This window comes from Desertivirga arenae (assembly GCF_017355785.1).
GTDB classification, from domain to species: Bacteria; Bacteroidota; Bacteroidia; order Sphingobacteriales; family Sphingobacteriaceae; genus Desertivirga; species Desertivirga arenae.
In genome coordinates, this window is the sequence record NZ_JAFEWE010000015.1 from 131425 (window position 1) to 146067 (window position 14643).

Annotated in this window: 12 protein-coding genes and 1 tRNA gene; 3 read left to right on the top strand and 10 right to left on the bottom strand. The window is 40.5% G+C overall.

Annotation, left to right across the window (positions count from 1 at the left end):
- Positions 1-56 precede the first annotated feature (56 nt).
- Positions 57-166 (top strand) — tRNA-Asp (locus J4N24_RS21690).
- A 184-nt stretch (positions 167-350) separates the two neighbouring features.
- Here J4N24_RS21690 and J4N24_RS21695 read toward each other — a convergent pair.
- The 5 genes from J4N24_RS21695 to rimP all read right to left on the bottom strand — a co-directional run bounded on the left by J4N24_RS21695 (position 351) and on the right by rimP (position 7725).
- Entirely contained in the window at positions 351-986 is a 636-nt protein-coding gene (locus J4N24_RS21695) for a thiamine phosphate synthase (protein WP_207535848.1), read from the bottom strand.
- Positions 983-2653, bottom strand: a complete 1671-nt coding sequence (gene pafA / locus J4N24_RS21700) for an alkaline phosphatase PafA (RefSeq protein ID WP_207535849.1) — start codon at positions 2651-2653, stop codon at positions 983-985. The genes J4N24_RS21695 and pafA overlap by 4 nt, the downstream gene beginning before the upstream one ends.
- 115 nt (positions 2654-2768) lie before the next feature.
- A complete protein-coding gene (infB, locus tag J4N24_RS21705; protein ID WP_207535850.1) occupies positions 2769-5933 on the bottom strand; it encodes a translation initiation factor IF-2 in 3165 nt (1054 codons plus the stop codon).
- A gap of 90 nt (positions 5934-6023) precedes the next feature.
- Entirely contained in the window at positions 6024-7259 is a 1236-nt protein-coding gene (gene nusA, locus J4N24_RS21710; protein ID WP_207535851.1) for a transcription termination factor NusA, read from the bottom strand.
- Between the two features lies 1 nt (position 7260).
- Positions 7261-7725 (bottom strand): ribosome assembly cofactor RimP, encoded by a 465-nt coding sequence (gene rimP, locus J4N24_RS21715; RefSeq protein WP_207535852.1) that lies wholly within the window; start codon positions 7723-7725, stop codon positions 7261-7263.
- A 455-nt stretch (positions 7726-8180) separates the two neighbouring features.
- Between rimP and J4N24_RS21720 the strand changes: the two genes are divergently transcribed.
- Positions 8181-8513 (top strand): phage holin family protein, encoded by a 333-nt coding sequence (locus J4N24_RS21720; RefSeq protein WP_207535853.1) that lies wholly within the window; start codon positions 8181-8183, stop codon positions 8511-8513.
- A gap of 16 nt (positions 8514-8529) precedes the next feature.
- Here J4N24_RS21720 and J4N24_RS21725 read toward each other — a convergent pair whose 3' ends face one another.
- The 4 genes from J4N24_RS21725 to panC all read right to left on the bottom strand — a co-directional run bounded on the left by J4N24_RS21725 (position 8530) and on the right by panC (position 12500).
- The gene (locus J4N24_RS21725; protein ID WP_207535854.1) at positions 8530-10632 is read right to left on the bottom strand and encodes a M1 family metallopeptidase; all 2103 of its coding nucleotides are present in this window, start codon (positions 10630-10632) and stop codon (positions 8530-8532) included.
- Between the two features lie 112 nt (positions 10633-10744).
- Complete coding sequence (gene rfaE2, locus J4N24_RS21730) at positions 10745-11236, bottom strand: D-glycero-beta-D-manno-heptose 1-phosphate adenylyltransferase (RefSeq protein WP_207535855.1); 492 nt, start codon at positions 11234-11236, stop codon at positions 10745-10747.
- Between the two features lie 13 nt (positions 11237-11249).
- Positions 11250-11600 carry an aspartate 1-decarboxylase gene (panD, locus tag J4N24_RS21735; protein WP_207535856.1) on the bottom strand — a complete coding sequence of 117 codons (351 nt, stop codon included), beginning with the start codon at positions 11598-11600 and terminating at the stop codon, positions 11250-11252.
- A 60-nt stretch (positions 11601-11660) separates the two neighbouring features.
- The gene (gene panC / locus J4N24_RS21740; protein ID WP_207535857.1) at positions 11661-12500 is read right to left on the bottom strand and encodes a pantoate--beta-alanine ligase; all 840 of its coding nucleotides are present in this window, start codon (positions 12498-12500) and stop codon (positions 11661-11663) included.
- Between the two features lie 142 nt (positions 12501-12642).
- Between panC and J4N24_RS21745 the strand changes: the two genes are divergently transcribed.
- Positions 12643-13467 carry a glycogen/starch synthase gene (locus J4N24_RS21745; protein ID WP_207535858.1) on the top strand — a complete coding sequence of 275 codons (825 nt, stop codon included), beginning with the start codon at positions 12643-12645 and terminating at the stop codon, positions 13465-13467.
- 130 nt (positions 13468-13597) lie between these two features.
- Here the strand turns inward: J4N24_RS21745 and J4N24_RS21750 are convergent, their stop codons facing one another.
- On the bottom strand, positions 13598-14632 hold the full coding sequence (locus J4N24_RS21750; protein WP_207535859.1) for a Kelch repeat-containing protein: 1035 nt from the start codon (positions 14630-14632) through the stop codon (positions 13598-13600).
- Positions 14633-14643 lie beyond the last annotated feature (11 nt).

The window sequence follows — 14643 nt, forward strand, 5'->3', positions numbered from 1 at the left end:
TGCTTTTTGTTTTAAATTTGTATCAAGCAAATAAGCAATAGCCTTTGCTTTAACACTGTAGGGTGGTGAAATTGGCAGACACACCTCCTTGTCTCGGTGGCGGAGATCTTGGGAAAACCGGCAACGGCGTAACCACTCCTTGAAGGTTCGACTCCTTCCCCTACAGCTCCTTTCGTTTAATTTAGGTTTATAATTGGTTAGTTTGAGCAGGTGCCCATCACCTGCTTTTTTTATTGAATGGTTTTTAAGCTAGCGTAGCTTAAAAATAAAACCGGGCTGGTCATAAACCTACCCGGTTGGCATAAATTTTAAGTACAAGCTCTATATTAATTCACATGTCTCGGTCCAGCTTAGTAAAGCTTCTTGTACATATCTTTTAGAGCACGAGCAGGATCATCGCTTAAATTAACTGCTGCCGAAACAGCCACACCATAAACTCCAACTTCAAGCAATAATTCTATATCCGAAACAGAAACTCCCCCAACTGCTAATAAAGGAATATCTATTCCTTCATTCCTCATCTGAGAGACAATTGCCTTATATCCCTCTAAGCCCAGTAAAGGGTAATTATTAGGTTTAGTATAAGTAACCCTTAATGGGCCACATCCTACGTAATCAACCACTCCTGAAGCCATAATTCTCCTGATGTCTTCTATCGTATTGGCTGATGCTCCTAAGGTCTTATCTTCTCCTATCTGGGTTCGAATCGAAATAAAGTCTGCATTCATATCTTCAATATGAACACCCTGAACATCCGCCATGTCTAAAAGATGAACGTGATCTGTAACGATTAAAGTTGCACCCCAATCGTCGCAAATAGTCGAAATAGTTTCCAGGTCAATAAGCAGGTCTGTTTCATTTTTACCTAAACATCTGAATTGTATCCAGTTTGCACCAGCTTCACAAGCCAACTGTACTTGCTCTACGTGGCTCTTCCCGGGCAGATCTTGTGTCAAATAATGGAATTTAGATATGTACTTTCTCATGGCAACATCACTTCTTGTATTGATTTTCCGATATTACCATTAGGCTCCTGTATTCTAAGTAAGGCAGCAAGAGTAGGCGCAATATCAGTCATAAAGTACTGCTGCGAGGATCTTCCCTGCTTTATTCCCCAACCCATGAAAACCAGAGGTATATGAGTATCGTAAGGGTTCCAGCTACCGTGGGTAGTTCCAGTAACACTTGTTCCAGCCCCCTGGTACCATCCCGGACTCAAAATTAATTGGATCTCTCCACTTCTTTTTTCATTATAACCATTAATGATCCTGGTCTTTATTGCTTCGGGAACAGGAGCATTACCGATATTCTTAAGGTCTACTACATAAGCAATTCCTTCCTGCTTCCTATAGTGAGAAATAAGATCTTTCTTAATATTATCGATGTCAAGATTATTCTTATCGATCACATCATAATTCAAATTGATCTGATAGTTATATATACTTCTAACAATTTTACCGGCCTTATATTTTTTCTCTAGTATATTGTTAACCTCAGTAAGGTCAGTTTTTACCCCACTCATGCCAGGCCATAAACCTGCTGGAATGTTATGATCACGAAGGAACATAGGATTATGGGCAGCACCATGATCTGCGGATAAAAATATAGTGTATTGTCCTTTACCAATAGTTTGATCGAGGTAAGTTAAGAAACCTGCAATATCCTGATCCAGTCGAAGGTATGCATCCTCTACCTCTACAGAATTTGGTCCAAACTGGTGACCCAGGTAATCAGTAGACGAAATACTTACCGCAAGGAAGTCTGTTTCCGCACCTTTTCCCATCTCTTCATTTTTGATAATTGCTTTCGCAAAATCTAAAGTAAGTGTATTTGCAAATGGCGTACTTCTGATGGCAGCCCAATCAGAAGTTTTATTGGCCGGAATATCATGAGGAAATGCAGGTGAATCCTCCTTTTTATATTTCCCTTCATATGCAGGAGAGTTATCAGGAGAGCTTTGTTTATATGTTTCTATAGGATAAAGGGTATTCCATTTTTGCGTCAAGTATCTATCTACGGCCCGTTGATTATTAAAACCCTTAACCCAAGCTGGTAAATCATTCATGTAATAGGTACTGGAAATCCAATTACCAGTAAGATCATCAAACCAATAAGCAGCATTTGCCGAATGACCAGCAGGTAAAATTCCGCCGCGGTCCTTCAATGCCACCCCAATCACTTTAGAACGGAAATTAGTTGCCAACTTCAGTTCATCGGTAACTGTTGTAACTAACAAATTTCTTGGAGACATCTCCCCAGCTCTGGAACTGGTTCCTACCGACTTGACTGACGAGTCTTCCGTACAATAAGTTTGCTTACCCGTCAATTGATTATACCAATCGTTCCCGGCAATACCATGGATGGAGGGCACTGAACCTGTATAGATAGTTGAATGGCCGATAGCAGTAACAGAAGGAACATATGGGATATACGTATTTTCACAGGAGAAACCTTCTCTAAGCAGTCGCTTAAAACCGTTATTGTTATACCTTTCAAAATAACGATAAAGGAAGTCCCAGCGCATTTGATCGACAACCAAACCGACTACAAGCTTAGGCCGAGGTAAGGTTCCGACCTCTTTGGTTCGTTGTGCCTTAGCCTGAAGAAAGAAAACACTTGAAAGAAATAAAAGCAGAAGATTTCTAATTTTCATTTTATAGGAATAATAAACAAATGTGAGTATTCTAGATTAAATGAACGTTAAGAACTGACTGAAAATAAAAAAGGCGATCCAAAAGAACCGCCTTTAAATATCACTAAAAATTATACTATAATTTACGCTTCACTTCTACATTTTCGTAAGCCTCAACAATGTCTCCAACTCGGATATCATTAAAGTTGTTGATATTCAGACCACATTCGTAACCAGTTGCAACTTCTTTAACATCGTCTTTAAAGCGTTTTAAAGAAGCAAGCTCGCCAGTGTAAACTACAACTCCATCTCTTACAATACGAATCTTGCTGTTACGGTTAATCTTACCATCAAGGACCATACATCCGGCAATTGTTCCGACCTTACTGATCTTGAAGGTTTCGCGGATCTCAACGTTAGCGATGATCTTCTCTTCAAATTCAGGGGCAAGCATACCTTCCATCGCGGCTTTAACCTCATTGATAGCATCGTAGATGATTGAATACAAGCGTATGTCAATTTCTTCCTGCTCAGCGAGCTTACGCGCACCACCTGAAGGACGAACCTGGAAACCGATTATAATCGCATCAGAAGCACTTGCTAACAATACGTCAGACTCGGAGATCTGACCCACAGATTTGTGTATGATGTTAACCTGAATTTCTTCAGTTGACAACTTCAATAATGAATCGGATAGAGCTTCGATAGAGCCATCCACGTCACCTTTAACGATGATGTTAAGTTCTTTGAAGTTTCCAATAGCCAAACGACGGCCGATCTCATCAAGAGTAATATGTTTCTGAGTACGCAATCCTTGCTCACGTTGTAATTGCAGACGCTTGTTTGCAATTTCACGTGCTTCTGGTTCGCTTTCCATAGCATTAAACTTGTCACCAGCAGTTGGCGCTCCAGACATACCCAAAACCTGAACTGGAGTAGATGGGCCTGCCTTATCTACTTTTTGACCACGCTCATTTGTTAATGCTTTAACACGACCACTGTAGCTTCCCGCAAGGATAGGATCACCCACCCTAAGCGTTCCTGCCTGGATTAGAACGGTAGTTACAATACCACGTCCTTTGTCTAATGCAGCTTCAAGAACCGTTCCTACAGCTCGTTTATCAGGATTAGCTTTTAGATCTAATAACTCAGCTTCAAGTAATACCTTTTCTAGAAGAAGGTCTACATTTAAGCCAGATTTGGCAGAGATCTCCTGGGATTGATATTTACCACCCCAGTCTTCCACCAGGATATTCATACCAGCTAATTGCTCACGAATCTTATCAGTGTTAGCTCCAGGTTTATCAATCTTAGTAAATGCGAAGACTAACGGTACACCAGCAGCCTGTGCGTGGTTGATAGCTTCACGTGTTTGAGGCATTACACTGTCGTCTGCTGCAATAACGATAATTGCAATATCTGTTACCTTGGCACCACGAGCACGCATAGCCGTAAAGGCTTCGTGACCGGGAGTATCCAAGAAAGTAATTCTCTTACCGTTCTCCAACTTCACTTCATAAGCCCCGATATGCTGGGTGATACCACCGGCTTCACCACCAATTACGTTAGTCTTACGGACAAAGTCAAGCAAGGAAGTTTTACCGTGGTCAACGTGTCCCATTACAGTCACAATTGGAGCACGTGGCAATAGATCGTCCTCGTTATCTTCTTCGTCAAGGATAGTTTCCTCATCCTCTGGTTTAACAAAATCAACAGCGTAACCAAATTCGTCCGCTACGATTGTTAAAGTCTCAGCATCTAAACGCTGATTGATAGATACGAACATTCCCAGACTCATACAAGTTGAAATAACCTGAGTAACAGGAACGTCCATCATACTAGCCAGTTCATTTGCAGTAACAAACTCTGTTACTTTCAGAACTTTGGCCTGCATTTCTTGCTCTAATGCAGCCTCTTCTGCCGATTGGGCTATATCATCACGTTTCTGACGGCGAAGTTTGGCTCTCTGAGCGAATTTACCAGATTTTCCAGCACCGCTTAAACGCGCAAGTGTTGCCTTAATCTGATCTTGTATTTCTTTATCTGAAGGTTCCTCTCTTTGAGCAGACGCAGGTCTGTTTTTAAAGTCAGGCCTACCCGGGTGATTTCCTTTAGCTGGCTGATTTTGAGCTCCGCCTCCAACGAAATTAGGACGGTTCTGACCTGGCCCTTGTGGTGGACGGTTCTGACCTGCCTGACCTTGTCCCTGGCCCTGCTGACCTTGACCTTGCTGCTGTTGACCTGCGGGTCTCACACCCTCATTGCTATCTTTACGTTTGCGTTTACGCTTATGGTCCTGACCAGCAACATTTGATGATGATGCTACAGGCTGATCTTTCTTGCGTGGAAACTGACTCGACAAATCGATTTTCCCAATCACGTTTGGACCAGTAAGACGTTGCGCTTTAGCTCTGATCACTTCATCATCTGCAGATTCATCAGCAGGAGCAGCAACTGCGGCAGGAGCTTCAGGTGCGGCTGGAGCAACAGGTGCGGCAGGAGCTTCAGCTTTCACCTCAGCCACCGGCTCTTCTACAACTGGTGCAGAAACTGGTTCAGTTTTAACCGGCTCTGGAACTTCAACCGGCTTCGGAACTTCAACCACCGGCTCTACAGCTTTGGGTGGCTCTGGAACCTCTATTGATTTTTCAACAACCTCAGGAGCCTTCTCCGGAGTTGGAGTTGGTTCAACAGGTGGTTCAATTTTTATTTCTGGTTCTTTTACAGGTTCAGGAGTAACAGGTTCAACCTTCGGTGTTTCAACTTTTGGTTGTTCAACCGGCTCTGGTTGAGCCGCTTCTACCTTAGGCGCCTCTACTTCTTTCGGAGCTTCATTACGGCCTCTCCTGTTAAGAGAATCAAGATCTATTTTTCCAACTACTTTAACTCCAGGAACACTCGGTTCCTCCTGAACAGCTTGTTTTGGAGCTTCTGACTCTTCCTCTTGTGCAGCTTTTGGCTTTTCAACAGGAGGAGGGGTGAAAGTACTTGCGTTCTTTATTAAAATCTCTTTTTGTTCAAAATCAGAGCGACGAGGTTCTTGCCTTTCAGGTGCAGGAGCTGGGGCAGGTGCATCATCACGACGTATTTTACCAATTACAATTTGCCGTGCTTCCTCACGGACTATCTTATCCCCCTGATACTCTTTTAAAAGAGCATTATACATTTCTTCAGTAAGCTTCGTAGTAGGTTTAGCTTCAACTTTGAAGCCTTTCTTGTTTAATGATTCTACCGCGGTGCCAATACCGATATTCAGCTCTTTTGCAGCTTTTAGTAAATTTATATTTTTACCTTCTGACATTTAAAATTTATTACCTCTCGCTAATATTTAAACAAAAGTACGTTTTTTATATCGTTTATTAATAGCGAAACCTGAACAGTCTTCAATAACCTATTCAAATTCTGCTCTTAATATATCCAGAACCTCTTTAACTGTGCTCTCTTCTAAATCCGTACGTCTAACAAGCTCATCAGTAGAAAGTTCTAAGACAGATTTCGCTGTATCTAAACCAATACGTTTAAACTCATCAATAATCCAGCCATCAATTTCATCTGAGAATTCTTCCAGATCCACATCCTCATCGTCTTCCTCGGTTTCACGATACACATCTATCTCATAACCAGTAAGTTTACCAGCAAGTTTAATATTGTGACCACCACGACCGATTGCTAATGATACCTGATCAGGTTTTAGATAAACTGCAGCACGTTTTTCAACATCATCCAGCTTAATTGTAGTGATTTTAGCAGGACTTAAGGCACGTTGTATATACAGAGAACTGTTATTTGTGTAGTTTATTACGTCAATATTCTCATTTTTCAATTCACGCACAATACCATGAATACGAGAACCTTTCATACCAACACAAGCTCCAACAGGATCAATACGGTCATCGTATGATTCCACGGCTACTTTAGCACGCTCTCCAGGTTCACGAACGATTTTCTTGATGGTGATCAATCCGTCGAAAATTTCCGGAACTTCCAGTTCGAACAAGCGTTGCAAGAATTCAGGAGCTGTACGGGAAATGATGATCTTAGGATTAGCATTCATCATATCTACTTTTAACACAACCGCTCTTACAGAATCGCCTTTCTTGAAATAATCTGCAGGAATTTGCTCTGTTTTAGGAAGGATCAGCTCATTACCTTCGTCGTCCAGTACAAGTGTTTCCTTTTTCCACACCTGATAAACTTCACCGGTAACAATTTCACCAACCCTGTCTTTATATTTTTTGAAGATCTCGTCTTTCTCAAGCTCTAAAATCTTAGAAACCAAGGTCTGACGTGCAGCGAGAATAGCACGGCGACCAAAGCTTTCCAGGGTTATTTGCTCGATAAAATCGTCTCCAACTTCTAGATCAGGATCAATTTGACGCGCTTCAGCAAGTTCGATTTCTAAATCATCATCTTCAGAGAATCCGTCTTCCATAACCCTTCTGGTTCTCCAGATCTCTAAGTCTCCATTGTCCGGGTTAACAATAACGTCACAATTTTCATCAGTACCGTACTTTTTACGAATCATACTGCGAAACACCTCTTCCAACACACTAATTACCGTAGGACGGTCGATGTTTTTAAAATCTTTGAATTCCTGAAAGGAATCAATCAAATTAATACTGCTCATTTTATTTAAATGAAATTAACACCTTTGTTTCTGCTATCTGATCAAAAGAAATAAAGCTTTCTACCAGCTCAGCTTTCTTTCCTTTTTCTTTAACTTTTTCTTCAATTGTTATTCCTTCATCAGAAACGCTCAACAGTTTCCCTTCGCGTTTTACACCTTCTGAAAGTTTTATCCCTAAATTTCTACCGACATTCTTATCGTACTGCCTTTTCAATTTTAAAGGAGTATCGATACCTGGCGAAGAAACTTCAAGGTTATATGCATGTTCTATGGTATTTTCTTCTTCCAGTTGAAAACCGACGTGTCTACTTATAGCAACACAATCAGAAATATCCAACCCATTATCTCCATCAACCAGAATCATCAGCGTTCCAGTTCCATGCATCTTTACATCCACAAGGAAAAGATCTGCCCTATCGGCTATCTTTTGCTCAACTAATTCACTTACCTTTTGCTCAATAGTCATAATCTGTTGCAAAATAAAAGAGGGGACAAATTGCCCCCTCTTTTCAGAATAAATGCAAAGATAAATATTTTTTGGAAAGATGGAAATGGAATTATTGTGTTATTTTAACATGGAAAGGGACAGTTCATCATACCAAGTTAAGATACACCAATGCCTCCTTCAGTCCATACTCAGTCTATAATAAGTCCATAATGAGTCTATGTAATATTAAAATTCTATGGACTCACCATAGACTCAATATACAATCACCTTGCGCTAAAGAAAGCCTTGGTAACCCTTTGAACGCGGAATAAATACCAGAAGTTAAATGCAGTAGATTGCCATGCGAGTATCTGATAGCCAAGCTGACTAGCTTTTCAAAGTAAATCTTTCGACCTTCGCTCAAGCCCTTTTAGTTTTACTATATAGATTTTAGAACTAATATTGTGGCGAATTGTATTTCTTATTTTTACATCATGAAGTTTATAATTGAAATATTATTGATTGGCGTTGCTGTATCCATAGCAGCATTTTTAATTCCGGGCGTGCAGGTTAGCGGATTCTTTTCAGCTATCATCGCGGGAATACTAATAGGCGTAGCCAATGCTACCATTGGCAGCATATTACGACTTCTCACCTTCCCGATCAACCTGATGACATTGGGCTTAATGTCATTTATCATCACAGTATTGATGGTACTACTGGTAGATCACTATATGACTGGCTTTAATACTTCAGGCTTTATAGCCGCTCTTATTTTTGCGCTGGTGCTATCTGTAGTTAAGATGATTATTGGAATTTTTAAATAATCCCTGGCTCTTGCTACTACTTTACAGCGGCAGCAAGAGCTTTTTGTACGCTGGGAGCTTTATCAGAAAAGGCTTTCTGAAAGGTCTCCTGATTATCCCGGTTCGTGAAAGTTTTTGATAATACAGAAATAGCCGCAGCACGTACATAAGAACGCGTATCCGAAACAGCCATGCTCTTTATACTTTCATAAACCTGGGCTTTCTCTTCATCTTTCAGCTGATCTATGGCATTTACAGCAGCTAAACGTATCTGCCAGTTTTTATCGGATAATGCTTTAATCAAAACTTCCCTTGCTTGCTTTTCTTGTAGCAATTTTTGCGACAGAGCCTGAAATGCTTCCAAGCGGTCAAGGAATAAGGGCGCGTTTTCATACTGGAAAACGTATTGTAACAGACTCTTCTTCTCCATCTTCTCTCCCAACAAAATCTTCTCAGCATCAACATTAACCAATGAAGGCTGCGATTCAACATCAAAAACGAAGCTTTGATTCTGCCTTTCCAGCAAAATAGCTTTCCTTTCAGCTTTCCCGTCTACATATATATCAACTGAAAAAGGTAAACGATAAAGCGGATACTTATTCAAATCCTGTTGCTGACGAATAGTTACGGTAACCTGCTTCGTATTTGCATCATAAGAGTTCTCTATTGCCAAAACAGGATGTCCGGGAGAAAGGAACCATTGATTGAAGAACCAGTTTAGATCCTGACCAGTAACCTCTTCAAAAATCAATCTAAGATCATGCACTTCAGCTGTTTTGTAAGAGTATCGTTTAAGATAAACGTTCAGCGCTTTAAAAAATGCCTCATCGCCTACTACTTTTCTCAACATGTGCAAAACGCGCCCCCCTTTCTGATAGCTAACTTCGTCGAACATCTGCTCTTTATCTGCATAATCAAAGCGGATAAGAGTCCGGTCCTTGTGATCACTGGTTAGATAGGTCTGCAAATCTTTCCACCCGTACAGATCCGCATAGTCGCGGCCGTACTTGAACTCATTCCATAAATATTCGCCATAAGTAGCGAAAGACTCATTTAATGGAAGGTTTGCCCATGATTCGGCGGTAACAAGATCGCCAAACCAATGATGAAAAAGCTCATGAGAGATTATGCTCTCATAGTTCTCATCCTGGTATTGTGCGTCTGTCATATTCATTCCCTCAAAAAAGACAGTTGCCGACGTATTCTCCATCGCCCCGTCGGTAAAATCGTGAACTACGATCTGTGAATACTTCTCCCATGGATACTCTACTCCTAACTTTTTTGAAAAGAAAGTCATCATTTCAGGAGTTTTCCCAAAAACCAGTTTAGCATATTTAGCAAAAGGCGGATCTACGTAGTAATTGACCTCTTTATCTTGCCATTTATCTTTGATCACAGAAAAGTTTCCTCCTGCAACCATTGTTAAATATGTTGAATGGGGCTGTTCCTGGCGCCAGGAATCTGTTCGGGTACCATCACCATTATCGGTTGAAAAATCGAGCTCCCCATTAGAGAGGGTCACCATTTTTTTAGGGACAGTAAGATTTATCTCCTGAGTCATCTTTTCCTGGGGCCCATTAATAGTTGGAAACCAGGCTGAATTCGATTCCGTCTCTCCCTGTGTCCAGAACTGCTGTGGCTTATCATCTTCCTTACCAGTGGGGTTTATAAAATAAAATCCTCGCTCTCCTGCAGCTGCAGCCCCCTTTGCCTTAGAAGGCATCGCAGTATAATCAATATAAAGAGTAAATTTTTGCTCCGGGCTATAGGTTTTATTTAAATCTATTTTGAGCGACTTTCCGTCGTATACATATTTGAGCGGTAACAAATCGTCCTTATTAACTAAAGAGACTTGATGGATCTGAAAGCCACGGGCATCAAGGACAACCTGATTTATAGGATAAAAATAAGGCTTCGCGTTTATCCAGGCTTTACCTATCACAAAACAACTGTCGAAATCAAACTTCAGATCAAGCTTGGTGTGAACAATATCTGTAATTTTGGAATAACTACCCCTATAAATATTAGCACCTGGAGCATTTCCTTTAACCGTTATCGGATCAAGAACTACTCTTTTGGAGGAACAGGCTGTTAAGAACAATAGAAAAATGCTAAAAGAGCAGAGTTTATATAATCTCATCGTATAATTCAATCCTTTTGCAGACACAGTTGATTGTCGCCGCAAATGTTACATAATAAGATTATAATAACTACAGGATTGAAAAAAAGATTTCCAAGAATAGCATTAAGAACTAGGAGTTCTTAATTTTCTTTTCGATGGCTGTTGTAGAGTATCCATCAATGAATGCTATTGTTTTGACTTCCCCTCCATTCGCTAACACAACGTCAGCACCAACAATTTTGTCTAGCGTATAATCTGCTCCTTTTACTAATACATCTGGCTTAACAGCAGAGATAAGATCGAAAGGAGTAGATTCATCAAATAATACAACAGCGTCAACGAAAAATAATGCAGCTAGCAGGCTTGCTCTTGACTTTTCATCTGTAATAGGCCTGTTCGGTCCTTTCAAATTTGAAGTTGAAAGATCAGAATTAAGACCGATCACTAACCTGTCTCCTAAGTCGGCAGCCTTAGATAGGTAATCAACATGCCCGAGATGCAAAAGATCAAAACAGCCATTAGTGAACACAATTTTCTGCCCCTTCAATCGCCACATATTTAAATACTTCTGTAACTGATCAGGGCCTACCACCTTATGCTCGATGGTCTGTAATTTAGTCATGTTTTAAATAGGATTATTTTATAAGTAGATTATTATCGTCGGGAAAAACAAGTATAGGTTCGTATTTTCTTGCTTCATCCATAGGGAGAGAACCGTAAGACATTATGATAATAATATCTCCCACAGCGGCAAGGCGGGCACAAGAACCGTTTAAACAAACAACCCCAGAGCCTCTTTCCCCTTTTATAACGTATGTTTCGAAGCGGGCACCATTGTTATTATTCACAATCTGCACTTTTTCATTGGGAATAATATTCGCTGCCTCGATTAAGTCTTCATCTATTGTGATACTCCCTACATAATTCAACTCCGCCTGTGTAACCTTCACCCGGTGTATCTTAGACTTCAAAACCTGAATGATCATAGTACAAAATTATAAAAACTTTATCTGCTTACCTAAGATGCAATGACCCCTAAAGAGAGATTACTTAATTATGATATTGTCTATCAGCCTTGTATGACCTACTTTTGCCGCAACTAATGCAACCAGCCCAGGTTCTTCTTTTGATTCGGCAGGCAGCAACGTTTCTGCATTGCATATTTCAAAATACTCTAATTCAACCCCTTCCGAACTGTGTAAGAAATTCACTGCCTCTATTTGGAGTTCAGCAATTTGTTTCATAGAATAGTTTTCTCTGGTCCTCCTTAGTGATTCCGACAACGCTAAAGCCTCATTTCTTTCTGATGGCGACAAATGAATATTTCTGGAACTCATTGCTAAGCCATCTTCTTCTCTCAGTATTGGACACATTACAATTTCGACTGGTAGCGAATAGAGCTCCACCAGCTTCATGATCACTTTTACTTGCTGATAGTCCTTTTGACCGAAAAATGCTTTATTTGGTTGTACGACATCGAATAATTTCTTAACGATCTGCGTAACCCCCTGATAGTGCCCTGGCCTGAACCGCCCCTCAAGAATACGTTCAAGGTAGCCGAGATCAATGCTCCACTTTTCATCACCCGAATACATTTCTTGAACAGTGGGAAGAAAGAGAATATCGCAATCAACCTGCTCCAGTTTGGCGATATCAGCATCAATAGGACGAGGGTATTTTTCCAGATCTTTGGGATCGTTAAATTGAGTGGGATTAACGAAAATACTGCAGACTACATGATCAGTATTTCGGGCTGCAATTTCAATAAGAGATAAATGTCCCTGGTGTAGCGCCCCCATTGTTGGAACAAATCCAATGGTTCTTCCCTTTTCTTTTAGAGTTTCCAGATACCCTGATAACTCATGCTTGGATGTAAAAATTTTCAACGCCTCGCTGATTCTGTATTTGGGGCAAAGGTGTGCATTAATGAAAAAATATCAAAGGGATTTGCATAAATCGTTGATATATCATAAGATAATGCTTATATTTGCAGTCCCAAATTCTATTTTTCAAACTTTATAATTGGAGATGGCAAAAACGAAGTTACTGTTTATTACCCACGAGATGTCGCCTTTCCTCGAGTTAAGTAAAATTTCTGAAATCACACGGCAGCTACCCCAAGCGATGCAAGATAAAGGATTTGAAATCCGAATCCTCATGCCTCGTTTTGGAAATATTAACGAGCGCCGAAATCGCCTTCATGAGGTGATCCGACTTTCAGGAATGAACATTATCATTGACGATAATGATAACCCGCTGATCATCAAAGTCGCATCTATACCTTCAGCTAGAATGCAGGTATATTTCTTAGACAATGAAGAATACTTTCAGCGGAAGCATGTTTTCAGAGACGGTAATAACAAGTTCTTTGCAGACAACGACGAGCGAGCGATTTTCTTCTGTAAGGGAGCGTTGGAAACGGTTAAGAAATTAGGATGGTCTCCTGAAGTAGTACATTGCCATGGAAGAATGACTTCTCTGGTCCCTGTATATCTTAAAACTACCTATAAAGACGACCCAACTTTCAAGAATGCTAAAGTGGTTTATTCAGTTTACAACGATGAGTTTTCTGAAACACTTAATGCAGATTTTTCCCGTAAAGCTATTATGGGTGGAATGACGGCAGAGCACACGGAAGTATTTAAAGATGCTGACAGCAATGCTTTACACAAAGGTGCGATCACTTACTCTGATGCAGTAGTGTTCGGCGACGCGGAAGCGAACGATGAAGTTGTAAAATTTGTTAAAGAAAGCCAAAAGCCTTCATTAGCTTATGAAGATACTTCTGACTACGAAAATTATTACAATTTTTACGAAGAGATTTCCAGTGAAGATCTGGTATCCCTGGCGTAATTTTTAATTAAGGAACGACATCCTGAAAAAGGGGAAGATTTTAAGAATCTTCCCCTTTTTTATTTAAAATCAGCAAGGAAAAAAGCTGGCGGCTAGGCCAGCTCTTGGAAATTAAAACAACAATACCCAATTAATCATCATCTGAAGCATTAGGATCAAACTTCCATAGATCGTCAAAACGGGAAGTTCCTGAGCGTCCGGTTACCACATAGCCAAGATTCTTGATAGTAAAGCCTACAGTAGCCTCTCTGGCACTTCCTTCAAACGAGTCGACCTGTTCCCAGATATCACTAAGAGGATTGTATTGCCAGGAATTGTTTAATACAGAGCTATAAGTTCCAGTTGTTAGATAACCCTTACCTCCAATTGCAAATGCTGCTGGAGAAGTCCTTTGCAAATTATAATTATAATCGTCATTATCCTTGATGGCATCCGTTTCCTCGTCATCACCATCAGGATACAGGGAGTGCTTTTGAGTCCAGCTATTTGAGGACGGATTGTAAGCAAAGAAGGAAGCTACATAAGAACCATTGTTAGACCCACCTCCAACATAGGCAACGTTATCAATTACAAATACGAAAGGGTAGACACGTTTAGATTTTATACTAGCAACCTGTGTCCAGCTATTGGTAGAAGGATTATACTGATAGAAGTCTTGCTGGTCATTATCACCGTCGTTTCCGCAACCAACATATCCGTAATTGCCAATTCCGAAAGCAACAGCTCCGTAACGTCCTTTTGAGACCGGGAAATTTGCTATCTGTCGCCATGAATTTGTTGCAGGACTGTATTCCCAAAAATCTGTCAATAAATTTGTTCCATCAGTTCCCAGTCCTACATAACCTTTATTTCCAACAGAAAATGCGACAGCCTTACTTCTTGCCTTGCCAGGAAATGATGCAATAGTATACCAGTTATCCTGATCGGCATTATATTTCCAAAAATCACTTAATCGACTTTCGGTTGAAGTACTACTTGTGAATCCTGTGCCTACGTAAGCAGTATCATTGATAACAAAAGCAGCAGCATCGCTTCGTGACACACCCTCGAAATCAGCCTCCCGGGTCCAGTCGCCGAGTAAAACATCATCCTCTTCATCCTTCTGGCATCCAACCGCCATGGTAAGCGTTAATAAAAAAACTAGTCTTGTTAATAGTCTATTCATCTTCTCAATTT